The following is a 26162-nucleotide window of genomic DNA, read 5'->3' as shown; positions in this document are numbered from 1 at the left end:
TGAACTTTAAGTTACAAAATATTAAGTTGTCAATTACTTCCGTTTGTGGCAACTAGCGGGGGAATTAAACGTAACGGGGGTTTGCCAGGAACAGAACTATCATTGTCAATTTACGATTTTTGCTGATGCAGATATAGTTTTTGGGTTGAGGCAGGGAAAAATTCCACTCCTGAATTGCATTTTTATAGCTTGAATTTTTGACTATTTTTACATTTCAACTAAAATCGGGGTGCAAACTTGTCGCGGAAATCTTTTTATAATGAGTTTCAGCTTTTGCGGGGACTGACTTCGGGGGATACATTGCATTATTCTTATATCTTTAAAGAGTATTACAATGCGCTTTGCCATTACGCCGAATCTATTATCGGGGAGCCCGGGTATGCGGAAGACATTGTGCAGGACGTTTTTGAAAAATTATGGCAGAAGCCATATGCCTTCGAGGATCTCCGGCATCTGAAGGATTTCCTGTACAAGGCTACCCGTAATGCTGCCCTTAATTTCCTGAAAGGGGCGCAGCATAGCAAGGAACGCCAGGCCAAATTTCTCCATGAGCAGGAAAAGGCCACCACGGGCGAGGACCAGGACATCATCCGCATGGAGGTTTTCAGGGTGATTTACCGCGAGATCAGCAACCTGCCCGAACAATGCGGGAAGATCGTCCGCATGAGTTACATTGACGGGCTGAAGAACGAACAGATCGCCGAAATCCTTTCCATTTCCCTCCAAACGGTTAAAAACCAGAAAACCAGGGGCATGAAGCTGCTGAGAATGCGCCTGTCGCCGGCCGTAGTAGCCTTATTCTTATTATTTTCCTCCCACTCATAATTTTTTTTCGGTTCCTTTAGTACGATCGGAATACCATGTTGTAATAACATAAACAGATTAGACATGGCGTCTTCTTCAAACGATCCATTCATCATTGCAGCATTTATTTCAGGTTCGCAACAGGGTACGCTTACGGCCGACGAGCAGGAGAAGCTGGATGCGTGGATCGCTGCCAGTGACGAAAACCGGCAGTTATGGATGGAATTGAACAATCCTGAGATACAACAGCAAAATGTGCGCGCTATGGGCCGGTTTGACGAAACCGCCGGGCTGGAACGTTTTCTTTCCAACAAACCTGTAAAATCAAATGTACACCGGATGCGGGTCCTTCATACGTGGAAATGGGCCGCCGCGGTGCTTGTACTGGCGTTAGGAGTATCCACTTATTTCCTGCTGACACATCGTACGCAAAATGCTGACCGTTTTGGCGGGAAGCTTGCCCAGCAAGATATTCCACCTGGTAAAAACGGCGCCATCCTGACACTGGCAGACGGTACACAACTGGTGTTAGATAGTTTGGGTGAAGGGAAAATTGCTACGCAGAACGGGACGCAAATTTCGCTGAATAATAACGAGCTTAAATACGATGCTACCGCCGCAACGGACGGGGTGGCCCATAATACCATCACCACACCTAAAGGTCGGCAGTACCACGTCATTCTTCCTGATGGAACGGAAGTATGGCTGAATGCAGCGTCTTCTATACAATATCCGGTCGCTTTCAAGGGACGGGAGCGAAGGGTGAAAATCAGCGGGGAGGTTTATCTTGAAGTCGCCGCAAAGAGCTGGCAGCCCTTTATCATAGAAACCGATCAGATGAAACTGGAAGTACTGGGTACTTCATTTAATGTCAACACCTATGATGATGAAAAAACAATCCGTACAACACTGCTGACCGGTGCTGTAAAAATAACACCTATGCATGCCGCTCAGCCCAAAGTGCTGGTGCCCGGCCAAACCGCGGTTTTAAGCAAACCGGATGCATCGGAAGGGGCTACGCTGACCATAACGGAAACGCCTGATCCGGATAAAATTATCGCATGGAAAAACGGCCTGTTTAATTTTGACGGCATGGATTTATACAGTGTCATGCGCCAGTTGGAAAGATGGTACAATATAGATATACAATACGTTGGAAAGCCGGAAAATGTAATCTTCAAAGGGAAAATGCATCGCAATACCAATTTGTCTGATGTATTAAAAGTGTTGGAAACGATGGATGTTAATTTGGAACTGAAGGGGAATATTTTGTATGTAAAATAGCTATAGTAACAGACGTTGCTTAAACGAAACCGGAAGTGCTTGCGACACTTCCGGTAGATGTTCAAGCAAGGTAATAATCACAATCAGGTTAAAGACTGCTTATTTATTCACTTAAACATTCCGTCCCTTATGAGAGGGGCGGTTGAAGCAAAGCTATGCTAATTATTTCTTATTGCATACGGGTTCCCTATGAACGGAAACGTAGCTCAACCAAATCTCTGTTAGTAATGAGACTAACATTCTTTCTTCTTACCGCTGCCCTGTTGCAGGTATCTGCCAGAGGCCTTTCACAGAACATCAGCTTTAACGGTAAAAACGTTGCACTGGAAAAAGTGTTTGCAGCCGTGGAATCGCAAACCGATTATGTTTTCCTATACAAGGCCACAGCCTTATCGGTAGCAAAACCGGTCACCATCAATGCCAGGGCAGTTGACCTGGGAACCTTTCTCAACAAAGTATTTGAGCAACAGTCGCTGACCTATAAGATCATCGACAAAAACATTCTCGTATCCCAGCGGGAGTTCAGGCTGGCTGCACCCAGTCCACCCGTTGATACGGTGCCGGTGAAACCCGAATTGATAACTGTTTATGTCTATTCCCCCGGTTATACACCAATGGGCAGCGCTACCATCAGCAATCTTACCGACAAGCGGAACTATCTTACCGCCGGAAACGGGTCGGTCCAGGTTCCGGTAAGGTTGGGCGACCAAATGCGGATCAGCTATATCGGGTATGTGGACCATCTGTTTAAAATTACGGAACCAATTATTGCTGGCAGGGGATACAACACAGAGATGGTGCTCTCCACAAATAAACTGGATGAAGTACAGGTCACGGTATTGGGTACTACCAATAAAAGAATCGGCACCGCCAATATCTCTACAGTGAAGGCCAGTGATATTGAAAGAGAACCTGTTGTAAATGTGCTGGATGCGCTCGCAGGCCGTATCCCGGGCCTCCGGATCAGCCAGTCGGCCAACACGGCAGGGGCCAGGAAGGTAGAGTTACGCGGACGGAATGTGCTGAGCGAAGGCATGTTTACAGACCCGCTGTATGTGGTGGATGGCCTACCGATTGCTACTTTATCCGTTAACCCATTTGGCGCAGATGTACCTGTTAGCGGTGGTTATTCGCCTACCGAAAGCCCGTTGTTCATGATCAATCCGCTGGACATTGAAAGCGTGGACGTGCTGAAAGATGCGGATGCCACTGCACTGTACGGCTCCAGGGGGGCAAACGGCGTAATCATCATCACCACCAAAAAAGGAAAGCCAGGTCCTACCAGGTTTGATGTAAACTATTCCAAAGTGTTTTCGGGCGTGCAGCGCTACATGGATATGATGAATACCGAAAAATACCTGGCGGTGAGAAAGGAAGCCATGCTGAATGATGCCGTTTTTCCTACGAAGGACAATGCCCCGGACCTCACGATATGGGACCAGAAAGCCTATACCGATTGGCAACGCGCCTTCTTCAAAAATGCGCAGTCGGATGATGTGCAGCTGACAGTGGAAGGAGGGCTGCTGATGAATACGTACCGTGTCAGTGTGGGATATACCTCCACAACAGAAATGTACAACCAGGGTAAGGGGAACGATCGCTTAACGGTGGGATTGTCTTTCAACCACCGTAGCCCGAACGGCAAGCTGATGGTGAATCTTTCTTCCAACAGCGCCTATACCAATAATGAAAGTGCCGCTACGTTAAACTTTTTCTCACTGTCGCCCAATGCGCCAGGGATGTATGACGAGAACGGGGAATATAATTTTGTCCCGTACAGGACCCCGTCATCGAGCACTTATCCCTTCCGGGATATTAAAAACTGGGGAGAGAATCAAACGCTGAAAAGTCAGACCAATGTAGGGTTTACTTATGAAATAGTTAAGGACCTGACGGCGGGCGTTAGCGTGAGCGGGGAATTTTTCTCCAATAAATCCGGCTCTTATCTGCCTAAAGCCGGGAAAGATCCCCTGTACTCTCCCATGAGCATGGCATTTTTTGGCAGCGGTTCCGGAAAGAGCCTGCTGGTAAGGCCAAGTATCAACTATGTTAAACTGTTCGGCGACGCCAAAGTATCTGTATCAATGGCGGCAGACTACAGTTACGCCGACCAGGATGCAGTAACGGTGATGGCGATGATGTTCTCTAACGATAACCTCATCAAAAGTTACTCAAATGCCCAGGTGGTACAAGCCTTGAATAATTATGCCCAGCAGAAAGTTGCTTCCCTGCTGGCAACGGTTTCCTTCGACTGGGGAAGAAAGTACATCGTTAACTTAAACGGCAGGAGAGATGGCTCGTCGCGCTTCGGTAGTGGGGCCCGTTTCGGGAACTTCGGATCTGCCGGGGTTTCCTGGGTTTTATCTAATGAAGAATGGTTTAAAAATGCTAACAGGGATTGGTGGTCGTTTGCCCAAATCAGATCTACCTATGGTATTACGGGTAATGCCAATGTGGGCGATTACCAATACCTCTCGCGCTGGTCGAACATCCCGGTGGCTTCCATGGACAAATTGCCGGACTACGACGATCAGACCATCTATACACTCATACAACCCGTTAACCAGAAATTCAGCTGGTCCAGTGCCAGCAAGTTCGAAGTGGGCGCCCGCATGGGATTTTTCAACAGCAGGGTGAACATAGACGGTAGCTTCTACATCAACCGGGATGGAAAGCAGTTGACAAATATTCCCACGTCTGCATTCACGGGTTTCCCTTCTGTGGTGGGTAACTGGCCCGCTGTGATCCGTAACAAAGGAGTGGAGCTGATGTTGGACGCAATGATCCTGAATACACATACCTGGGGACTGACTGCAAGCTTCCAGATAAGTAAGAACAATAATACGCTGGTGGCTTTCGAAGGACTGGAAAATTCTCCCTACAAGGATATGTACAGGATTGGAGCCTCTGTAACTGCTAAGTCCTACACGCATTATATCGGCATCAACCCGATGAAAGGAACACCTGAATTTGAGGATTATAATGGAGATGGGATCAAATCTGTTGGAATGAACTCGAATTTTCCAGACGCGGCGCTGGACGATCATTACCGGGTGATTGACCTGAACCCGAAATATTTCGGTGGGATGGGTTTTGGGGTAGACTTTAAGAAGGTACTGTCGCTGAAGGCAAGATTCAGCTTCGAGAATTCCCTGGTCGCGGATCAGTTGAGTAACGCCGGGTATGGAACCATGTATAACTCTGTGTTGTATCAGGATATCGAAAACAACCACTGGAAGCAACCGGGCGACAAAGCCCTTTATTCAAAGTATTCCTCCGTTAGCACCGGTATGCTTTACGGATCGGATGCTTACTATGCCAAAGGCGCTTTTCTCAGCCTGGACAATGTTAGTTTGTCGTACATGCTACCGGTAGCCTGGCTAAAGAAGGTGGGCATGAAGCAGGGAACGATCTCTGTGAACTCATCAAAGATTTTCAAACTCACGCAATACAGAATGTCGGATGTTGAATTGGGGACTACGCCGCAGATCAGAAGAATTGCTGCTAACCTGAGATTAAGCTTCTAAAATCAATCGTATGAAAAGAATTGTTTTCAATATAATCGCAACTGGTGTTTTATTGTTAGGCCTGCTGGTAACGGGTTGCAATAAAATGCTGGATATAAAAGACCCGGTAAATTCGATTACGACCAACCAGGTTTTCCAGAGCGACGATCAGGCAGCCGTTGCGCTCAATGGTTTGTATTCTTATCTGATCAGCGGAGGAGCAAAGGAAGTTAGTTCGTATGGACAGCTGGGCAACGATTTATATAGTGCCGGAGGAATTACACTGGCGGCGGGGCATTCGGCGGATGAATTATATCACCCCGCGCTCGATGGGGGCTACGATTACTATGTGGAAACAACCGCCAGGATTACATTGCTGAATCTGGGCTATTCCCAGAAATTATGGAATTCCGCCTATAAAGGGATTTTCAATGCCAATGCACTGATAGAAGGCGTAAAAGGGGCTACGTCAAAAGAGTTTACGCAGGCTTACAGGAAACGGGTACTGGGTGAAGCACTGGCAGTAAGGGCCATGGGATATTTTTACCTGGTAAACCTGTTCGAAAAAATTCCCCTCGCTTTATCCATCGATTATAACAATACACAGTATCTCCCTTCCGCCAGCCCTGACGCTGTATACCAGCAAATCATCAACGACCTGGAAGAAGCGTTGGGGTATCTTTCCGAAAACTACGATGGCAATAACACCGAGCGTATCCGGATCAATAAATGGTATGTGAAGGCCATGCTGGCAAGGGTGTACCTGTTTACCAAAAATTATGAAAAAGCCTGGCAGCAGGCGAACGATGTGATCAGTCAGACAGATTTGTTTAAACTGGAAAGCCTGGATAACGTGTTCAGCACATCCAGCCGGGAAGTTATTTTCCAGTTGAAGCAGAGCAACACGGTGAATCCGCGGGGCAATGCCACGCCTGAAGGATACTCCATGACAGCCCGGTACCTCACGCCGGTGCTACTGAATGCTTTCGAAGCGGGCGATAACAGGAAAACGGCATGGACGAGACCTATCGCCGGCGGTCCATTTACACCTGCCGGTTTTTCTCCGAACAAGTACAAGATCAATTCCAACAACTTCGTATTTGGAGGGCAGCGAACCGAATATTATGTAGTGATGCGGCTCGCGGAATTATACCTGATAAGGGCAGAAGCGAATATGTTACGAAGCGCGGCCAATAAAAATGCTGTGATCGATGACCTGAACGCCATCAGGGAACGTGCCGGATTGAACGGTTTGTCTTATGCTTTAACAAATCAGCAGGTAACGGATGCCATTGCCCAGGAAAGACGTATAGAGTTATTTGCAGAATGGGGACATCGCTGGCTGGACCTGAAAAGAACGAACAAGGCTACGGAGGTGCTTTCGCAGATAGGTTACAAACAGCCGTGGAGTCAGCACGAGTTGCTATACCCCATTCCTCCGGACGAAATACTCCGGGCCAACCAGCTCTCCCAGAATATCGGCTACTAGTAAACAGTGATCACCATATAAATCAAGAAAGATGTTTCAATTCAGCTATAAAAAAAGTTTCAAAGCGATCGTGCTAGCCGGAGGTTTGCTGATATTCGGTATTTCCTGTAAGAAGCAAGTTCCGGAAGAGATATTTCCGGCGTCTTTGACGATTGTGAATGGCATTAACGACACTACCTCCTTCCTGTCTGCCTATTTTGGAAATTCACAACCCAGATTCTACAACAGGCTGGCTTATATCAGCAATGGCAGTTCTTTTGACTATGGCACCGATAAAATGGACCAACCGCTTACGCTGTTCAGAAACTACGATACGCTTCAACCCAGTAAAGCCTTCCTGAAAACCAGCCTGAAACTGGAACCCGGTGGAATTTTTACGCATTTTGTATACGGCAGCCCAACGGACGTTAAACAAAAAACCGTAAAGGAGCAACTTCCTTCCCGTAGCCTGAATGACAGCGTGGCCAACCTTCGGATTATTAATCTCTTTGGTAACAGGCCGATCGATGTGCGGCAGCTGGAACCGGTACCGGGAACCATGGTCACTAATCTCCCATATGAACAACTGACCGGTTTTATAAAGGTTCCTGTTAACGCATCAGTCATAAACTTCCGTTTCGAAGTAAGAGATCATGCAACAGGTGTTCCGCTGGATACCCTATCTGAAGTAAATATTTATCCGGGTTCTACTATGCTGAATACCTCATGGTTGTTTAAGGCACGTACCATGGTGGTCACCGGCACCTGGACCTCCGAGGGCGTTTTTTCTGCCAGGACAACCAGCATTGGTCATTACTAATCCAATTTTTAAATCATAAGCAACACTATATGCAGCCTATATTAAAGGTGGAGAACCTGTCGCATAAGTATGCCAGTTCCTGGGCCATACGCGAAATAAATTTTGAGATCAATGATACCGGTGTGATAGGATTGCTGGGCTCCAACGGGGCCGGCAAGTCTACCACCATGAATATCATTTGCGGCACCCTGCTGCAAACGGAAGGAAATGTTTCTATCAATGGATTGAACATCAAAGACGATCCTATTGAATATAAAAAACAGATCGGCTTTTTACCGCAGCAGGCGCCCCTGTATATGGACTTTACCGTGCAGGAATACCTGGAGTATTCCGCGCAGCTAAGGTTGATGGATAAGCGCCTGATTAAAGGCGCTGTGGAGGAAGTACTGGAAAAAACATCCATTACGCAGATGAGGTCGCGCCTCATAAAAAACCTGTCGGGCGGCTATCGCCAGCGGGTGGGGATTGCGCAATCTATCATCAATAAACCGAAAGTGGTAATTCTCGATGAACCTACCAATGGTCTCGATCCCAACCAGATCATTGAAGCCAGGAAACTGATAAAAGAAATTGCAAAGGACCGTGCGGTATTGTTGTCGTCGCATGTATTGTCCGAAATTAACCTGTTAGCCAAAGAGATCATCATGATCGAAGCCGGGCAGGTGGTGTTTTCTGATACCCTCGATGCTTTCAATAACATCCTCCAGCCCAATACCATGGTGGCCAGAATGCTCCATATGCCTGCACCGGAAGAATTGATGGCGATAGAAGATGTACAGAAAGTAGAGTTGCTGCCGGATAACAAATGCCGGATCTGGTTCCAACCAAACGACGATCTGGCGGAAAGAATTGTGAAGAAGAGCGCAGAGAAAAACTGGCGGCTTACTGCTATTCACACAGAATCTTCCGGTATGGACGATGTATTCAAACAATTATCATCAAATTCTTCTTCAATCTTACACTAATGAAAGTAGTTTTTAATATAGCGCGGGCGGAATTGCGATACTTTTTCTTTTCGCCGATCGCATGGTTTGTATTGATTTTATTCCTGATGTCCAGTGCAGGTATTATTATTGGAAATCTGTCGGATACTGCAGTGCAGCAGGACGCCTTTCTGGAGTTGCAGGGCGATGCTTTCAGGGGGTTTCTCAATACGCCGCTGACCAGAATGGTGATTGGCAAGGGGATCGATACGGTGCTGATGATCTTCTTTTTGTACATTCCGCTGTTGACCATGGGCGTCATTAACCGTGAATATGCCGGAGGAACCATTAAGTTGCTTCATTCATCGCCCGTAAAAACACGCCAGATCATCCTGGGTAAGTTCCTGGGTGTGTACGGTTTTGTATGCCTGATGATCCTGATTTTTGCGGTGGAGGTGAGCATATTGACCTTTTCTATTAAGAATGTAGAGTTCCTGCATATTATGTCGATGGTGCTGGGCTTCTTTTTACTGGCCGCCATGTATGTAGCAGTAGGGATGTTTATCTCCAGCTTAACTTCGTACCCGATTGTTGCCGGGATCGGCACATTTGTGGTCCTGATGCTGTTCGGCACTTTATCCATGATGTTCCAGGGAACGGATTATGTGCGGGATGTCACCTGGTTTCTTTCCAGCTCGGGAAGGGTAGAGAGCTTTCTGGCTGGCCTGATTACCACAAAGGACCTTGTTTACTTCGTCAGTATTATTTCCCTTTTTATCATCTTCACCATCATCAAAACGAAATCCATTACCGAGTCGAAGTCATGGCGTGTGTCTGCGGGCAGATACCTGCTGGCATTCGCGATAGCGGTGGTGGTACTCGTTGTTACCTCGATACACGGGCTGATCGGCTACTGGGATGTGACAAGAGGCAAAATAAATACACTGCATGAAAATACCCAGGGGGTATTGAAGCAGCTGGACGGATCGCCGCTGAAAGTAACACTGTATACAAACCTGTTTGGGTATAACCTGATCAATGGTGTACCTACCGCGCGCAATGCCTATCTGTGGAACTTCTGGGCCAGGTATCGTCGCTTCTATAATAATATGGAGTTTGAGTATGTGTACTATTACGATGTGAACGATGGCGACAGCTCGATATATCTGACCTACCCGGGCAAAACGCTGCCGGAAATAGCGGAGAAATACGCGGAAATGAATAAAACCGACCTCTCTATCTATAAAACACCCGCAGAAATCAGGAGTATCATCAACCTGGAGTCGGAACCGAAAGGCTTATTGATGCAGGTGGAGTATAAAGGCAAAAAAACGTTCCTGAGAACCTACTCGGACCCGGAGGTTTTTCCGAACGAAAGGCATGTTTCCGGCAGCCTGTTGCGTTTAATGAATGATACAACGCCAACGTTTAAATTTTTGACAGGGCACTATGAGCGTTCACCCCTTAAGTTCGGCGAACGGGAATATGGGAACCACGCCATGAATAAATCGTCCAGGAACGCGCTGATTAATATGGGATTGAATTTCGATACTATCCCGGCCGTGGGTGTGGGTGCCGGTAAGTTTACGCCTGAAGACGTACTGGTAATATCCGATCCAAAATCAGTATTGGATAAGGCTATTATCGATAGCGTTAAACAGTACATCGACAGAGGAGGAAATGCCATGTTCTATTCCGAACCAGGCAAGCAGTTTATCATGAACCCGATTCTGAATCATGTGGGGGTAAATTCAGACGAAGGCACCCTTGTAAAGCCGAACCCGCAGGATATGCCGCACAAGTTTGCCGGATTGATTGCTAAGAAAGGCATGGACATGGCGGACGAGCAACCGTTTTTCTACGTCAAAAACGGTATCGGCAATAGCTGCTCTACCAGTATCATTGGCGCCAGCCTATTAAGCTATTCTGATACCACCGGTTTTAAAGTAGAACAGATTACCACAATAGCTAACAATGCAAATACCTGGGTAGAAAGAGGCACATTGGTTGTGGACTCCGCAGCGCCTATATTCAATAGCGCCGAAGGGGACTACAGAAGGGAAGCGCCCTACCCGGTGGGCCTGCAGCTTACCCGCAAAATCGGCAACAAACTGCAGAAGATCATTATTTCCAGCGATGCAGACATGATGTCTGTTGCTAAAGGAGACGGAAAGGATTATGGCAATGCGTTCTACAGCTACACAGTGGATAACAGGTTCCCGGTTTATCACAATTTCCCGGTGCCTACAGATATATGGCTGACGATCAAAAAGGCCCCGGCCAAAACATTGAAGATGGTGCTTCAATATGTTATACCTGCCCTTATTCTGGCTGCCGGTATAGTGATACTGATAAGAAGAAAACGCAAATAGCAGGCACTTTCATTGTTTCATAAAAAGTATAATTATGTATTTGCAGACAGATTTGCAGACGATGGATGATCTGCGCTTGTTTTCGAAGGCAGACACACCCGGTATTTTCGATATTTATAATCATTCATTTACCCGTGGAGGGCAAACCATTATGGAAACCATGTTCAGGAAACCACTGAACAACCGGGAAGCCATCATCAAACGGATCAATACCATCGCTGCTTTTGTGAAAATGAAGGCCACCTTTCCTTTCGATGGCGCCATGCTGGACCAGGCAGAGAAATATATCTCTTTTGATGATAACCCGGATGGCGGAACAAAAATCACGCTCAGCGAGAAGGAAGTACAGAACGGGATTATTTCAATCATCGATCTTTTCCATACACTCAGACAGTACCTGGAGTCGGCGGAAATGGCAGGCGTGAAAGAGCTGCAGGAAGAACGGCTGGCGGCTATCGGGGTGTTGAATGACCCGGCTTTTATTCCGGTGTTTAACGAAAAACCAAATGCCCGGATTTCATTCGCCGCTGTTACGGCTTTTGATGTGTTGATCCGTAATAAGGAGAAACAGAAAGTGCTGCAACTACTGCATTTTATTTATCATATCGATGTATATGTTTCCGTGGCGCAGGTTACCCGGAAACATAACATGGTATTCCCGGTGGTACACCCGAAAGGGACCAGTATTTTAAAAGTGGATGGTGTATACCATCCGCTTTTAAAAAACGCGGTGGCCAACAGTCTCCATATGGGGCCTTCCCGTAACCTGGTTTTTCTTACAGGCGCCAACATGGCCGGGAAGTCTACCTTCCTGCGTTCATTCAGCACCGCCGTTTATATCGCGCACATGGGCTTTCCGGTAGCCGCGGCGGCTATGGAGTTTTCTGTAATGGACGGCGTATATACAACGATCAACCTGCCCGATAACCTGGGCATCGGGGCCAGCCATTTCTATGCAGAAGTATTGCGGGTAAAGAAAATAGGGCAGGAACTCAGTGAAGGAAAATCACTGTTTGTATTGTTCGACGAATTGTTCCGGGGTACAAATGTGAAGGATGCGCTGGAAGGAACACTGGCTGTTTGTAATGCGTTTACCAACCGGAAAGACAGTAAATTCATCATCTCCTCCCATATCATCGAAGCGGCAGACGAGTTGCGGAAAAAAGAAAGCGCCGCATTTTATTTTCTTCCCACCGTGATGAAAGGTGCGGTACCTGAATACACGTATACCCTGGAAGAAGGCGTTACCAATGATAAGCATGGCATGATCATTATTAATAACGAAGGGATACTGGACATTCTTAAACAGGGAAACAAAGGCGGTAAACGGTTAAATAAGCAATTATGAGTTTTAAAATAGATCGCCAATCGGTAGGAGAACTGAATCTCATGGGGAAATTCCGCCAGGGCTCCGTATATTTTTTATTCAATAAAGTAAAAACCCGGATCGGGGAGAAACTGATGGATGAGATGTTTTCCCATCCGCTAAATGATCCCGCTGCAATCAACCGTCGGGTATCGATTTTTGAGTTTTTCGAAGATAAGGGTGTCACATTTCCTTTTGAGGCAGACCAGGTTTCCCTGATGCGGGAATATATTGATAATACGGCAGGAAAATCGCAGTGGGCCGTGACGGTAGATCTGCAACTACAAAAGCTACTGGCCAGCCTCACGAAAGACGGCCGCTTCAAAAACACGCTGCTGCAGTTGCAGGCAACGATCGTTACACTGAAGAAATGTTTTGGACTGCTGGAGTTGCTGAAGCGCGAAAAGAATCCTTTGCAGGACCGTGTAGAATCCTTGTTGGCCATCATGGACCATAAAGATATCCGCAAAATTCTGGACAGCGACATCTACAAGTCAATGTCCACCCGAACGGTATCCGAGTATGATTTCCTGCTGCGCAACAGGCACAACGAAGCCATGAAGGACATACTGCAGTTCATTGCGGAAACAGATGTGTACATCGCAGTCAGCAATGTATCCCGCGAACGGCATTTTTGTTACGCAACAGCCGTGGCGAAAGAAGAAAACCTGTTCCATGCCCGAAGTCTCCGGCACCCCTGTATTTCAAAAGCAGTGGGCAACGACATACAAATGATGGAGGGTAGTAATGTCCTGTTCCTCACAGGCGCCAATATGGCAGGTAAGTCTACCTGGATGAAATCTATTGGTATCGGCATGTACATGGCGCATATCGGCTTCCCGGTGGCCGCTTCCGAAATGGTGTTTTCGGTACGCGAAGGCATCTTCTCCAGCATCAATGTGGCGGACAACATCGCCATGGGATACAGCCATTTCTATGCGGAAGTAGTAAGGGTGAAGGATGCTGCGCTGGCAGCAGCTACCGGCGAACACCTGCTGCTGATGTTCGATGAATTGTTTAAGGGCACCAATGTGAAAGATGCTTTTGACGGTACCCTGGCCGTGACGGAAGGTTTCTCCGAATACAACAATTGCCTGTTTATCGTATCCACCCATATTATCGAAGTGGGAGAAGCGCTGACAGACCTGCCCAACGTGCAGTATCGGTTTATGCCTACTGTACTGGAAGGAAATGTACCCAGGTACACCTACACGTTACAGGAAGGTATTACGGAAGACCGGCAGGGTATGATGATCATAGAAAACGAGGGAATCATTGAGTTGATCAATAAAATGTAACCTGGGCGAAACGCTCACCCGATCATATCGCGGCAGTATGCCGTATTGATGACTATTTATTAAAATTATAAACAGCATGAAGCAAATTTTTGCATCAGGGATCCTTATGTCCCTGCTCTCAACATCTGCCCTGGCCCAGGTACAACCTTTTACCGGATTTACCAGGCAGGATTTGAAAGATGATTTTAAATACGCCGTTGAGCTGTTGAAGAAACAACATCCGAATCCATATAAGTTCACAGACACCGCTACGTTTAACAATAAAATGGATTCCCTGATGAACCGGCTGGATAAAGATCCGTCGTTGTTAAGCGCTTTACGGTATTCTCCCGTACAGTTATTCAATGATGTGCACCTGAAACTGGATTATGATGAGGAACGTGTGGTGGACGTATTTTATGGTATTAATCACTTTCCGCTGGCCATCACTACTTTTAAAGACAGGATCATTGTTAATGCCAAAGGAGAAACCATTCCCTTCGGTGCAGAGATACTGAGTATTAATAAAATGCCTGCCGCAAAGCTGCTCAGTGAAATTGGCTACGCCACCTATAGCGATGGTTTTATCAAAACGGGCGCCGATCGCACCGCAACAAACCTTAGTTTGTTCATCAGCCTCGTTTTTCCGGAAGCCACCAGCTATGAAGTAGTATATAAAGAGTATGGAGCTAAAAATTCCACTACGGTACAGCTGAAAGCAGTAGACGCCAAAACAGGTTACCATAACCGGAGCCTGGGAGAGCTGCCCTTTAATTCTTTCCTGAGGCGCGCCTACATAACGAAGGAATACCAGGATAAAGAATCTACCGCTATCCTGACCGTTCTTACATTTATGCTACAGGAAAATGCTATGTACAAGGAGCTGAGCGATTTTTTTGCGGAAGTAAAGAAGCGCAATATCAGCAACGTTATCATAGATATCCGGTCGAACGGCGGCGGCAACCCGAATATGTCTGCTCTGCTGTATTCCTTTGTGGCATTACGTCCGTTCGACAATGTTTTCAATTACCGGACAAAGAACATACAGATGCATGATCCCGAAAACCTGTTGAATGGTTACGGAACCAAAATGGGGGAGGAGGAAGTAAAGCAGACTGAAAACTTCCTGAAACAACGGTTCGATTACGACAGCGCTGCAGGGTTTTACTATGGCAATGCGCGCCTGACAGAAGGTTCCATTTCCAACTATCCGCCCGATAAGAATAACTTTAAAGGTAACGTGTATGTGCTGATCAGCGGTGGCACGGTAAGCGCGGCCACCTACTTTGCTGCACTGGTTAAGAATAACAAGCGTGGTGTGCTGGTAGGTACCGAAACCGGTAGCGGGGAAGCATCCACTACAGCGGCATGGTTCAATACCTATATGCTCCCTAAAACGAAAAGCAAGTTAACCATTCCCATGAGCGAAGTGTATTTTATGAAGGCTAAGCAGGATAACGGACGTGGCTGTCAGCCCGACAAGGAGCTGACTTTTGAAGGGTTTCAGCAATATATCCGCGCGGGCAAAGATCCGGAGATCCAATATACATTGGATATAATCCGGGCCGGTAAGCAATAGTTAGCGGAATATTTAGCAGCCAGTTGAACCTGACTCAATTCAGGATGATTTTATTTTTTATGGTTTAGCTAAATCAAACGCAGATTTGGATAAATCCGGTTGAAAATTCTGGTTTGGCACAAAGGACAATGCCTATATGATGGGAAAACATTTATCGTTTTAACATATGGGAGAGGGGCAGAAAAAAATACGCAGCGCTACCGCAGAAATGAAAAACGGTTGCAAATCACCTGATCTGCAACCGTTTCAAAATATTAAAGTGTTTACCGTTAATTTGACGCAGTAAATAACTGTTGAATTTCGGTTGCACTTAATGCTCTGTTAGAGTTATCTTGATATCTTAGAAACAGGAAGCCGCTCAACCCCCGGAGGGTAAGCGGCTTCCTGTTTCTAAGATATTCTTGTATCTTCATAAAAGAACATTGTTTGCAGAAGTATGGCTTACTGGTTTGAAAAGAACTTTCTTACATGAAAAAAATCGGCATCGGCATCGTCCTTTTTGCGGTATACGCCAACTGTTCAGCCCAGTTGTTGAACGACAATCCCTTGAAAACCCAGCTGGATTCTGCCGTGGATCGTTCGGCAAAATTATATTTAAGTAAAACAGGGCGGGTGGGTATTTCCATCGGGGTTATATATAATCAGCATCATTATCGCTATAACTACGGGCAAACGGCTCCGGAATCAGATAAGCTAACACAGTCCAGCTCAATATATGAGATAGGATCTATTACTAAAACATTCACAGGTCTGCTGGTTGCGCAGGCAATAGGCGAAGGCAAAATGAAACTGGATGCGGACATCCGGAAGTATCTGCCGGGAAATTTCCCCGCACTTCATTATCCCTCCGGGGAACCCGTACGCGTGGGGTATTTGCTTAGTCATACCGCCATGTTTCCAAATAGTTTTGCAGGCGGTGATATATCCGCTCCAATGACTGAAGCCTATTTTCTGGATCACCTGCAGCAAATCAAACTGGATAGTTTGAAGACGTTAAAATATGCTTATTCCAACGTTGGGTACCAGTTATTGGGATATGCACTGGAGCATATTTATCAGTCGGACTATGAAACTTTGATCAAACGCCATATAACCGGTCCGCTGCGTATGACAAATACATTTGTAAATCGCACCCCTGTAAAAAGCGCACAGGTACTTAATGGTTATACTGCCAGCGGCGAAAAAGCACAGCCGGTACCAACCTCTTTTCCAGCTGCCGGAGGGCTTCATTCCTGTATAGACGATATGCTGAAATATGCTGATTACCAACTCGCTGAAAAAGATGCGGCGGTAAAACTGACCCACCGGATTATTTATGGTAACGTGGAGCAAGACGCCGTTGGCTTTCAATGGGCAATTGGCAGGACAAGGAATTGGGATTATTATATCAGGATAGATGGAGGTACTAACGGATTCCGGAGTTTTTGTTCGCTATATCCAAATGAGCAGGCAGCCATTATCCTGCTCACTAACGAAAAAGACGACCAGGCAGGCGCTGACCTATATCGATTAACAACAGCGATACTAGGAACGCTGAAGTCTTTTAAATAATTATTGAGCATTATACTACAAGGGCACCAAAATATTTATCTTTCTGTTTATCCTGTTACACAACCTGGGCGTCGTGTCAGGTAACCCAAATGACAATGATTAGGTCACTTGATATGTTTACGCCCGATTTTAGAACTATCATGCTATTTTCTTTCCAGGATTGTAGGCCAGGGCTCATAATGCCGGCTTTGAATTTGATGAAATTCCCGGATTTGTTTGTATTTTGTTGCCGGCTGCGGGACCGTGTTTTGTTGACCTGGTGCTGTAGCTTAAATCCGGCAATTTGCCGGTATCCCGTTTACCTGTAAGGCATGCTGTATTGGCCCACATGGCCATCCGGGATGCCTGCTGCCATTATGTAGTAGAAAATCGAACAGACACAACTCATATGAAAAGAACAATTTTAGCTGCCCTGCTGGCGGTTATCCCTGCCTGTTTATTTGCACAGGACGGAGACGTGAATTTTTCCGCCGCTTTTAAAAAGGAAAATGATAAAAAATCCAGGATTGAAATCAACGAGGTAAAGGAACTGATTCACATTATGATAGCCATTACCCCAACAGGCCTCGGGAATGAGGACATGGTACAGTTAAAAGGGCCCTATTACCAGGATGTATTGAAACAATTTGCACCGTATGGAAAGGAACCGGTTATTGCCACTTTCGATTCCCTGCTTCAGAAAAGCCCTTTGCATTATATTTTTTTAACCGGGAATGCCATTGCATATGATTTTGAGAAGGATCAGCTGCTGCCCAATAATGTTTTTCTGTTGCCTGCCGATGAAGTAGCCGGTACCAAAATCACGGTAAATCCCATCACTACGTATAAAACAAGCATTGAAGACTTTGCGAAAAAATCAGGTTTCCGTGAATTCTACGCAGCGCATGCGGCTTATTACCAGGGCATCGTGTCCGATTATGAGAAAAACGCCAACCTCGATAAACAATGGAAATGGCTGGAAGCTAATTTTAATACCCACATCAATAGTTACCAGATCCTTTGCTCGCCACTGATAAATGGGCTTAACTATACACTGTCGTTTAAGAAAAACGACTTTGAGATGATACAGATGGTGTTGCCACCTATCGATCACAATGATGCATGGTCTGCAAAATATACCGAGGCATTTAACACCAGGGGCATGTTCACAGAAATAGACCACAATTATGTGCGGAAGCCAGGTGATCAATCCGAAAAAAAGATCAATGAAGCGCTGAAAAACAGGAGTAAGTGGGTGGATACTACTATGGAAGGCACTGCGTATTATCCAACTCCGGTAAAAGTATTCAATGAGTATATGACTTTCGGAGTTTTTATCTTGTATTGTGAAGAAGTGTATAAGAATGATCCTGCCACCTTGAAAGAAATTTATACAGATGTGAATGAGGTGATGAGCAAACAGCGGGGATTTATAAAAATGAAGGAATTTACAGACTGCCTGATAAAGCTGCGTAAAGCACAACCCCGTAAAAAAATAGATGAATTGTATCCCGCATTATTGAACTGGTGCATGAAACAATAAAAGAAGAAGTGCATAAAGAGATCACCAAAAAAGCCTCCAAAGCCATTGACTTTGGAGGCTTTTTTATTTAATTAATAAACGGACACCTTATTTTTTTGCAATAATTTTCTTCCGGTGTTCTTTTCCCCAGTCTGTCAGGTTGTTAATGATGGTCTGTAACGTTTTGCCGTGTTTCGTAAGTTCATACTGAACAGTTACAGGATGTGTGTCTAAAACGGTACGCTCAACCAATTGATTTATTTCCAGTTCCTTTAATTCTTTGCTCAACATTTTGTTCGATATACCAACTACATCATTCAAAATGTCAGAAAATCTTCTTTTGTTGTAATGGCAAATAGAAGAGATGATATAGATTTTCCATTTACCGCTCAGCACGTCCATTGCATCATGGATAGCCATCATTTCTTTTTTGCGATCTATTTGAGATTCGGGTTTGCACTCCATAAGTTACTTTGTTACTTCAAGGTTACAGTTACTTTCTGATACAAAGTTACTAAAATATATTCTATTGATATAACTTTACAGCCAGGATTCAATCAATAAAGAAAATGAGTAGATATACTCAGCCTTTACCCTAATCAAATAATAATCAAAAATGGCACAGAATAACTTTGGAGGAGCGTTGCAGAAGCCGATTGGTTCAACGTTTAACGCAACATCAACTACCAGTGATGTAATTAAAGGAATCGACCTTAAGGGAAAAATCGCTATCGTTACAGGGGGTAACACAGGAATTGGTTTGGAAACCGTCAAAACCCTTTCTGAAGCAGGGGCAACAGTTATTGTACCTGCAAGAGATGTTGAAAAAGCAAAGAAGAACCTGCAAGGGCTTGCCAATGTTGAAATTGAGAAAATGGATCTGATAGATACCAATTCTATTGACAGTTTTGCCGGAAAGTTTTTGGCTTCGGGCAGGCCATTACATTTGCTCATTAACAATGCAGGAATTATGTTCGTGCCATTGCGCCGTGATGCAAACGGGAATGAATCGCAACTCGCAACCAATTATCTTGCGGTATTTCAGCTTACTGTAAGGTTATGGGAAGCGCTAAAGAAAGCGAAAAGCGCAAGAGTGATCAATGTTTCTTCTTTGGGGCACCATTTTGCACCTTTCAATTTTGATGATCCGAATTTTGAACATCGTGACTATGAAACATTGCAAGCCTATGGACAATCAAAAACCGCCGTCAATCTCTTTTCACTTGAATTGGACAACCGTGCCAAACCATATGGAGTAAGAGCATATTCATTGCATCCCGGCAATATCTGGGGAACTGAACTAGCCAGGGAAGCGCCATTGGAAATATTGCAGCAATTTGGTTTTTACAACGATAAGGGAAATCCTGTACCAGAGGTTATTGCGTCGCTAAAAACCATTCCGCAAGGCGCGGCTACAACCATATGGGCCGCTACAAGCCCGTTACTAAACGAAATAGGCGGTGTGTACCTCGAGGATGGTGACATAGCTGAATTAGCCATAAATTCGTCAACACCCAATGGGGTAAAACCGTATTCTTTAGATGAAGCCAGTGCAAAACAATTGTGGAAATTAACCGAAGAGTTAACACGCGTTACATTTAACGTTGATTAAATTTCTCGCTTTTATTTACCTGATAGCCGCGTCTAATCTTACCAATAAAATAATGAATTACCAGGGCCAGTATCGTCCAGTAAATCGCAAACCCGATAACCAAAAATGGCGGCGGCGGATCCGGCAAATTGATAAGAGGAAGCATAGGACCGGCCAAAACAATTTTGACAGGATATAGAATCGTGGCTACAATGCTCTTCCATCCTGTTGGTGATTCCGTGCTGAGGAAAGATGCCCCGCTTGCGGGAAGGAGACCCACGTCGGAGAGAAAAATTACGTTATAAAGAAAAAGAAAAGCAAACCCGGCAAGAAGGAAGAGGAGAACAAATTTTTTTCTTGAAGTTTTCATGACCTTGTTTTTAGGATGAAGAAAAACTTTGAAATGTAAAGTAAATGAAAGTACTTTGTATTTCAAAGTGAATCAGGAAAAATTACCCGGAGTTGACGAAGAGTGATCCTATTCACTTTTCAAAACCGCTACCGGATTGCTTCTCGCTGCCTTCAAAGTCTGTGACCCGATCATAATGAACGCGATCAGCAACACCGTCAGTAAGCCAACGAACAGTTCGGGGATTTGCACGGGGGTATGATAGGGGAAATTGCGGAGTACAACGATTTTAAAGAAGAAGTATGTTACCGGTAAGGCAATGAGCGCCGATACCGACAGCAGCAATAGAAAACCGCGGCTCAGTAAGTATATAAGATTGCCGTCGCTGGCGCCCATTACCTTCCGGATGCCGATCTCCTTTAGTCTTGTTTCGGTGGTGAATACCACCATTCCAAACAATCCCATTGAAGCGATGGAAATAGCCAGAAAGGAGAGGAAGCCAATGATCTTGATCATAGTGGAAAATTCGCTGTATGCATCTTCTATGGCTTTGTCATAGAATTCAGCCATAAACGGATGAACACGATCGATCTTCTTCCAAATGGACTCGATGCGGGCTACCGTGGCCGGCATGTCGGAACTCTGTATTCTGGCGCTGATGATGGCCCTGTCTTCGGGTGTCCAGAACGTGAATGCTACCGGCCCGATGAGGTTCTCCACCTTACCATAGTGAAAGTCCTGCATCACGCCAACAATGGTCATTTTGCGCCCATTCAATGTAATCTGTTCCCCGATTGCTTTCTCCGGGTTGTTGCCGCCTATGTTGAATCGCTTTAAAACCTGTTGGTTAACGATCACTTCGCCCACAGCCTGGGCAGTGACGGGCCGGGCTACAAAATTTCCGCCGGCAAGGAGCTTATAGTCATGCAGCGGCAAATAGTTTTCGTCAATGTGATTGGTCATGACCAGGACAGAATCCCGCGAATCTTTATACTTCATATTGCCGCCCCAGGCGTTTCCCACGCCGGTGGTGATCAGGGACCGCGACAATGCAGTTACTTCCGGCATCTCACTGAGTTCCTTCATCAAAACGTCGGGTTTATTATCCTGCATGTTAATGTTCAGAATGTTTGCTGTTTTGAATCCCAGGTCGAATGCAAGTATGTTCTTATACTGCACATAGCCAACGGCAGTAGTTGTAATAAAGATCAGCGTAACCGTGTATTGAATCACCACCAGGGAGCGCCTGAGGGTCAGGTGTTTGAACATTTTTACCGATGAAACATTGCCGAACGCACTCATGGGGCTCACTTTTGAAAAGAATATAGCAGGCAGGAAACCGGCAATAATACCTACGGCGACGGAAAAAACGATAAAGGCTGCAACCATCGCTGGCGTGAGATTAAGCTTCACCGTGCGCTGCATCTCCGGCGCCATGTTGATCAGCACTGGCCGCAATACGAGGAACAGGAGAAAGGAGAGAAGAAGGGCTGCCAGGGAAATCATGACTGCCTCGGCCAGGAACTGTAGCCGTACCTGGCTCTTTCCTGCGCCGATAGCTTTGCGGAGGCCTATTTCCTTAATACGGCGCATAGCGCGTGCTATCGAAAGATTGGTATAATTGAAACACGCGGACAATATCACAACAAATGCCAGCCCGCCGAGTATCCAAAGCACAACACGGGGCACGTGAGGGCCAGTGAAGCCCGGGCCGCCCTCGGATTGACGCAGGCTTTCCCCAACCACAATATTATATAAAGGAAGCAGCTCGAGTTGGATCTTCGTATTTTCTTCAGCGAGGTTTTCCTCTCTTGCCAGCGCATTGAGCTGCGAACGGATTGCAGCCATGTCGGCATTTTCCGAAGGCAGGATGTACACGGAGTTGGACCACATGTTTGTCCATGCGGCAAAATGGTTATCGCCTTTATTAATTTGTTCAGCCGTGGACAACGACACCAGCGCTTCGAAACTGATGTGCGAAAAGAAGGGAACGTCCTTCATGATACCGGTTACCTGGTAAGCGAGGGTATCTATTTTGACTGTCTTGCCAACCGCAGCCTGGTTGCCGAACAGCTTCCTGGCTGCCGTTTCCGTGAGCACAACAGAATAAGGATCTTTCAGCGCGGTTGCTGCATTGCCTTCCACCATCGGAAATGTAAAGATCCTGAAAAACGATGGCTCGGCCCAGAAGCCCTTGATGGGGAGAATATTGTCGCCCACCTTTGCATCACCCGAAAAGTCGTTGCGCATAATCGCCACTTCTTCAATGCCGGTTACTTTCTCGCGGATGAGCCTGCCCGTTTTTATGGATGTGGATGCAAACTTGCCGCCATCTTCGCTTTTGGAGGTCAATACATTGGTGATGCGATAAATTCTTTCGCCATTTTTGTGGAACCTGTCATACGAACGCAGGTCGAGTACAAACGCAATCAGCAGTAATCCAACAGACATACTGATGGCAAGACCAAGAATATTAATGAATGAGAACAGCTTGTTGCGCATGATGTTGCGCCCTGATGTTTTAACGTAGCTTCCGATCATGATCCGGTTTGTAAAAAGGTTGACAAATAGCGAGCTTCGTACCGTATAACTTCTGAAGAACTTGAAGGCATCAATGATGTAGATCAGCTTTGCACGGCGTGGCCCCATGGATTGTACATTCCGCTCAAAGCATTCGTGGAGATCCCCCGTAAGGTCCTCTACAAGCCCGGGCTTACAATACCATTCTACAAATCGCTGCGCCCAGGAGGGCGGATGGTGTTCCCGTTGTTCTTTCATGCTACATTTTTTTCCAGACAAGCGCCGGGATCCTTGCCCACAGCTCATCGCGCATCGATTTGGCATTGACCAATGCTGCCTTTCCCTGCATGGTAAGCTGATAGAACCTTTTGCGTTTGCCGCCACGGGCCTTCGTTGCTTCACCCAGCTCACTTTTCACAAGCCCCTTTTCTTCAAGACGGTTGAGTACCGCATGCACTACGCCAAGTTTCACCGAACGGCCGGTATGATCCGAGAGCTCATCACATATCGCTACGCTATATGCCTCGTTTATCAACGCTGCAACGGTGAGTAGCACCAGTTCTTCGAATTCTCCGAGGTTTGTACCTTTCATTTCCGATATTAATTACGTAAATGTATGTAAAAACATTTGTATTATACATACAAAAGGTGAATAATTAATTGGAGCGATTTATAAGTCTCCTTAATTGACGGGAGAGGGAAGATCAGGCATCATGGTCGCCCTGGTGAGAATTGTGCAACTCGGTTACCTGAAGATGTTATGCGGATATTGCATGACCCGCACTCATGCTATTATTTAGTCTTAAACAGGTTAATGGTATAATCAAGTAATTTTTTGTTTCCATATTCTCCATGACCAGGAATAACAATTTTTACATTGGGATATTCCTGTTTAACTTTTTCAACGGTATTTGACCAGGCTGCAACATTGGCATCTCCCAAATATCCTTTACTGGCATCGGGTTCTTTTATTAAGCACCCTCCAAACATTATATTTTCGCTGGGGAAATAACCTACAACATTATCTTTTGTATGACCTTCCCCGAAAAATTTTGCAATGATATTTTTATTGCCCACCTTAAGAATCAGGGAATCTCTGAAACTGTTTTTGGGGACAGGAAAATTATTTTCTTTGGCGAGTGCTATTGTTTTGAAATACGCATAGGAAGGAATGTTGTTGTTATCAAATGCTTTTAGCCCACCTAAGCAATCGTCGTGAAAATGAGTAGGAATAATCGCATTTATTTTGCAATGAAGGGTCTCTTTTATCCACTTGATCAGCTCTTCAGAACTTTTGTCGTTGGTTGGCGTGTCAAAAACAATTGCCTCATTACTATTACTCACAATCAGACCGTTACAAGGAACGTTTCCAAAATCGTCCGTTTGTAAAAATGAAGTGTGTTCGAACGAGTTTTTTGAAATTTGCGTTACAATCAAATCATCAGATTTATAAACAACTTTGGGCTTAAACGGATTATTTTTTTGAGCGTAGCAATGCAGGGTTGTTACGGAAAATACAATTATTAATAGTGTTTTTATGGCGACTTTCATTTGTTTTTGCAGTTTTTATATATAGTTTCTGCTAACGCAGAATAAAAAGTGAATTTACAAAGTATTGTCCGGTTTGAGCCATAAATCGGGGTGGATTTTGAAGTCCAGCCCTACACATTAAACTGCCGCAAATGATGGTCAAAATGTTTATAAGCAAGAATGCCAATTTCATCTACCTTCATTTTGCCAAAGAAGTCGTGAATAAAGCCTGGATTTGAGAAGTGCCCATATTCCGTCACCTGTTCTATCCAGATCTTTTTTTGAAGTTCTACATCTCCGTTCTTTTCTTTTGTAAGAAAAGCCGATCCGGCGGGCATATTCCTTTTCATTGGTTTTTCATTTCCTACCAGGCCCTTCAGCGCCATTTTGCCAAATATCCACCCTAATAACCCCTGTGTATAAACGGATTGATTTTTTCCTAACACCCAATTGTTCCATATCGTGCAATGCTTCGTCATTTGGTAAACATTCATTTTACCCCATTGGGCAGTATGATTTTTAGTAAGTAAATTAATCCTGCTGATCAATTCTTCCCTGGTTGCGTTGTCGAATATTGTTTTCATAACTTCTGGTTTTGATGTAAAAGTAGGACGGAGCCGGAAGACGGTCACTGTGCAAACGTGACAATGAAAGGTGCATTTTGTGCCATTTTTTTGTATAGATTTGATGATGTAATGCCCCCTGGTTATGAAACATATTTCCATTATAATATATGACGATGTATTGCCAACGGCGGTAGCCAATACCACAGCCCTGTTGACCAGCGCCAATGAAGCCGCTGTAAAGAAAGGGGACCCCATTCCTTTTCAGATAGAGCTGATCGGAACCCGTTTGAAGAGTGCAGCGTTAAATATGCCCCTACAGTTTTATTGCAGTAAAACCATATCAGACGAATTTGATACCGATATCGTGATCATCCCGCCAATGGGTACGGATCTGACGGACATAAATTCTTTGCTCTCCAAAAACAAGAAACTGCTTGGCTGGATAAAGGAAAAATATAATAGTAAAGCGGAGATCATCAGTCTTTGCACCGGCGCTTATTTCCTGGCAGAATGCGGCTTGCTGGATGGCATGCCGGCTACCTCCCATTGGGGCGCCATAGAAGATTTGCAGCAAAGGTACCCGTTAATAAAGTTTAAAGCCGATCATGTTGTTACCCATTCAAAAGCAATTATTACCGGCGGCGGTGGATTTTCATCATTAAATGCCTTGTTATATTTTATAGAGAAGAACTGCGGCAAAGAGATTTCGGTAGAGTTAAGTAAATTCTATGCCCTGGATTACGGACGAACCTCGCAAAGTATCTTCACTGTTTTTTCAGGACGCCGCCAGCACAACGATGATGAAATTCATCAGGCGCAAAGTTATATCGAGAAGAAGTTTGAATCTGATATTTCAGTGGAGCAAATCGCCAGGCAGGTAAATATGAGCAAACGGAATTTTATCCGCCGGTTTAAAAGCGCTACATCATTGAGCCCGATAGAGTTTATCCAGAGAATAAAAGTAGAAGCGGCGAAAAAGGCGTTTGAGGCCGGTGAAACGAATATTGCAGCTATTACATATAGAGTAGGGTATAACGACTTAAAAACCTTCAGAACAGTATTTAAGAGAATTACCGGGTCTACGCCGGTAGAGTACAGGAATCAATATAAAACCCAAACGGTAGTTTAGTGTAATCCCGGCCTCCTATAAATGTT

General features: G+C 45.3%; 20 protein-coding genes. 14 read left to right on the top strand and 6 right to left on the bottom strand.

The window, feature by feature from the left end:
- Positions 1-237 precede the first annotated feature (237 nt).
- From B5Z18_RS32070 to B5Z18_RS32015, 12 genes are all read left to right on the top strand, one after another.
- Positions 238-825, top strand: a complete 588-nt coding sequence (locus tag B5Z18_RS32070; RefSeq protein ID WP_079473674.1) for an RNA polymerase sigma factor — start codon at positions 238-240, stop codon at positions 823-825.
- 63 nt (positions 826-888) lie between these two features.
- Positions 889-2088 (top strand): FecR family protein, encoded by a 1200-nt coding sequence (locus B5Z18_RS32065; protein WP_079473673.1) that lies wholly within the window; start codon positions 889-891, stop codon positions 2086-2088.
- 227 nt (positions 2089-2315) lie between these two features.
- The gene (locus B5Z18_RS32060) at positions 2316-5615 is read left to right on the top strand and encodes a SusC/RagA family TonB-linked outer membrane protein (RefSeq protein WP_159454508.1); all 3300 of its coding nucleotides are present in this window, start codon (positions 2316-2318) and stop codon (positions 5613-5615) included.
- Between the two features lie 10 nt (positions 5616-5625).
- Positions 5626-7083, top strand: a complete 1458-nt coding sequence (locus B5Z18_RS32055) for a RagB/SusD family nutrient uptake outer membrane protein (protein ID WP_079473671.1) — start codon at positions 5626-5628, stop codon at positions 7081-7083.
- Between the two features lie 31 nt (positions 7084-7114).
- Positions 7115-7882 carry a hypothetical protein gene (locus B5Z18_RS32050; RefSeq protein WP_079473670.1) on the top strand — a complete coding sequence of 256 codons (768 nt, stop codon included), beginning with the start codon at positions 7115-7117 and terminating at the stop codon, positions 7880-7882.
- 29 nt (positions 7883-7911) lie between these two features.
- Positions 7912-8847 carry an ABC transporter ATP-binding protein gene (locus B5Z18_RS32045; protein ID WP_079473669.1) on the top strand — a complete coding sequence of 312 codons (936 nt, stop codon included), beginning with the start codon at positions 7912-7914 and terminating at the stop codon, positions 8845-8847.
- Entirely contained in the window at positions 8847-11177 is a 2331-nt protein-coding gene (locus B5Z18_RS32040) for an ABC transporter permease subunit (protein WP_079473668.1), read from the top strand. Before B5Z18_RS32045 ends, B5Z18_RS32040 begins: the two co-directional genes overlap by 1 nt.
- Positions 11178-11211: 34 nt before the next feature.
- The gene (locus B5Z18_RS32035; RefSeq protein ID WP_079473667.1) at positions 11212-12525 is read left to right on the top strand and encodes a MutS-related protein; all 1314 of its coding nucleotides are present in this window, start codon (positions 11212-11214) and stop codon (positions 12523-12525) included.
- A complete protein-coding gene (locus tag B5Z18_RS32030; protein WP_079473666.1) occupies positions 12522-13841 on the top strand; it encodes a MutS-related protein in 1320 nt (439 codons plus the stop codon). The genes B5Z18_RS32035 and B5Z18_RS32030 overlap by 4 nt, the downstream gene beginning before the upstream one ends.
- Before the next feature lie 76 nt (positions 13842-13917).
- The gene (locus B5Z18_RS32025) at positions 13918-15399 is read left to right on the top strand and encodes a S41 family peptidase (RefSeq protein WP_079473665.1); all 1482 of its coding nucleotides are present in this window, start codon (positions 13918-13920) and stop codon (positions 15397-15399) included.
- Positions 15400-15867: 468 nt separating this feature from the next.
- Entirely contained in the window at positions 15868-16950 is a 1083-nt protein-coding gene (locus B5Z18_RS32020) for a serine hydrolase domain-containing protein (RefSeq protein ID WP_079473664.1), read from the top strand.
- A 388-nt stretch (positions 16951-17338) separates the two neighbouring features.
- On the top strand, positions 17339-18472 hold the full coding sequence (locus tag B5Z18_RS32015; RefSeq protein WP_159454507.1) for a DUF4932 domain-containing protein: 1134 nt from the start codon (positions 17339-17341) through the stop codon (positions 18470-18472).
- A gap of 87 nt (positions 18473-18559) precedes the next feature.
- On the opposite strand, the gene B5Z18_RS32010 is transcribed toward B5Z18_RS32015, so the two are convergent.
- Positions 18560-18916 (bottom strand): winged helix-turn-helix transcriptional regulator, encoded by a 357-nt coding sequence (locus B5Z18_RS32010; RefSeq protein WP_079473662.1) that lies wholly within the window; start codon positions 18914-18916, stop codon positions 18560-18562.
- Positions 18917-19067: 151 nt separating this feature from the next.
- On the opposite strand from B5Z18_RS32010, the gene B5Z18_RS32005 reads away from it, so the two are divergent.
- Entirely contained in the window at positions 19068-20063 is a 996-nt protein-coding gene (locus B5Z18_RS32005) for an SDR family NAD(P)-dependent oxidoreductase (RefSeq protein WP_079473661.1), read from the top strand.
- On the opposite strand, the gene B5Z18_RS32000 is transcribed toward B5Z18_RS32005, so the two are convergent.
- From B5Z18_RS32000 to B5Z18_RS31980, 5 genes are all read right to left on the bottom strand, one after another.
- Positions 20050-20412, bottom strand: coding sequence for a hypothetical protein (locus B5Z18_RS32000; RefSeq protein ID WP_079473660.1), 363 nt, complete (start codon positions 20410-20412; stop codon positions 20050-20052). The two genes, B5Z18_RS32005 and B5Z18_RS32000, sit on opposite strands and share 14 nt — an antisense overlap.
- 108 nt (positions 20413-20520) lie before the next feature.
- Complete coding sequence (locus tag B5Z18_RS31995) at positions 20521-23169, bottom strand: ABC transporter permease (RefSeq protein WP_235016104.1); 2649 nt, start codon at positions 23167-23169, stop codon at positions 20521-20523.
- Position 23170: 1 nt separating this feature from the next.
- The gene (locus B5Z18_RS31990) at positions 23171-23503 is read right to left on the bottom strand and encodes a PadR family transcriptional regulator (RefSeq protein ID WP_079473659.1); all 333 of its coding nucleotides are present in this window, start codon (positions 23501-23503) and stop codon (positions 23171-23173) included.
- A 200-nt stretch (positions 23504-23703) separates the two neighbouring features.
- The gene (gene bla / locus B5Z18_RS31985; protein ID WP_079473658.1) at positions 23704-24462 is read right to left on the bottom strand and encodes a subclass B1 metallo-beta-lactamase; all 759 of its coding nucleotides are present in this window, start codon (positions 24460-24462) and stop codon (positions 23704-23706) included.
- Between the two features lie 110 nt (positions 24463-24572).
- Positions 24573-25025: a DUF1569 domain-containing protein gene (locus B5Z18_RS31980; protein ID WP_079473657.1), complete on the bottom strand. Its 453-nt coding sequence runs from the start codon at positions 25023-25025 to the stop codon at positions 24573-24575.
- Between the two features lie 124 nt (positions 25026-25149).
- On the opposite strand from B5Z18_RS31980, the gene B5Z18_RS31975 reads away from it, so the two are divergent.
- Positions 25150-26136, top strand: a complete 987-nt coding sequence (locus B5Z18_RS31975) for a GlxA family transcriptional regulator (protein ID WP_079473656.1) — start codon at positions 25150-25152, stop codon at positions 26134-26136.
- The last annotated feature ends 26 nt before the right edge of the window (positions 26137-26162 follow it).

This window comes from Chitinophaga ginsengisegetis (assembly GCF_900168065.1).
Classification (GTDB): Bacteria; Bacteroidota; Bacteroidia; order Chitinophagales; family Chitinophagaceae; genus Chitinophaga; species Chitinophaga ginsengisegetis.
This window is presented reverse-complemented; position numbering and strand designations above follow the sequence as displayed.